The sequence below is a fragment of the Paramagnetospirillum caucaseum genome (genome assembly GCF_000342045.1).
In the GTDB taxonomy this organism is placed as follows: Bacteria; Pseudomonadota; Alphaproteobacteria; order Rhodospirillales; family Magnetospirillaceae; genus Phaeospirillum; species Phaeospirillum caucaseum.
In genome coordinates, this window is sequence record NZ_AONQ01000212.1 from 1 (window position 1) to 394 (window position 394).

The 394-nt window shown below is 70.1% G+C and carries 1 protein-coding gene; it reads left to right on the forward strand.

The window, feature by feature from the left end:
- The coding region (locus H261_RS23045; RefSeq protein ID WP_008622991.1) for an FAD-binding protein at positions 1 to 394 on the forward strand (394 nt) is incomplete at both ends.

Genomic DNA, 394 nt, shown 5'->3' on the forward strand with positions numbered 1-394 from the left:
CCGTCGCGGCCGCCGCCGACCCGGCCCTGTCGGCCTATGTGGGCAGCCAGCTCAGCAAGTCGGAGCGCCCGGAACTGACCAGCGCCCGGATCATCATCTCGGGCGGGCGCGGCATGCAGTCGGGCGACAACTTCCACCTGCTGGAAGCGGTCGCCGACAAGCTGGGCGCCGCGGTGGGCGCGTCGCGCGCCGCCGTCGACGCCGGCTTCGTGCCCAACGACTTCCAGGTCGGCCAGACCGGCAAGATCGTCGCCCCCGACCTCTACATCGCCGTCGGCATCTCGGGCGCCATCCAGCACCTGGCCGGCATGAAGGATTCCAAGGTCATCGTCGCCATCAACAAGGACGAGGAGGCCCCCATCTTCCAGGTCGCCGATTACGGCCTGGTGGCGGA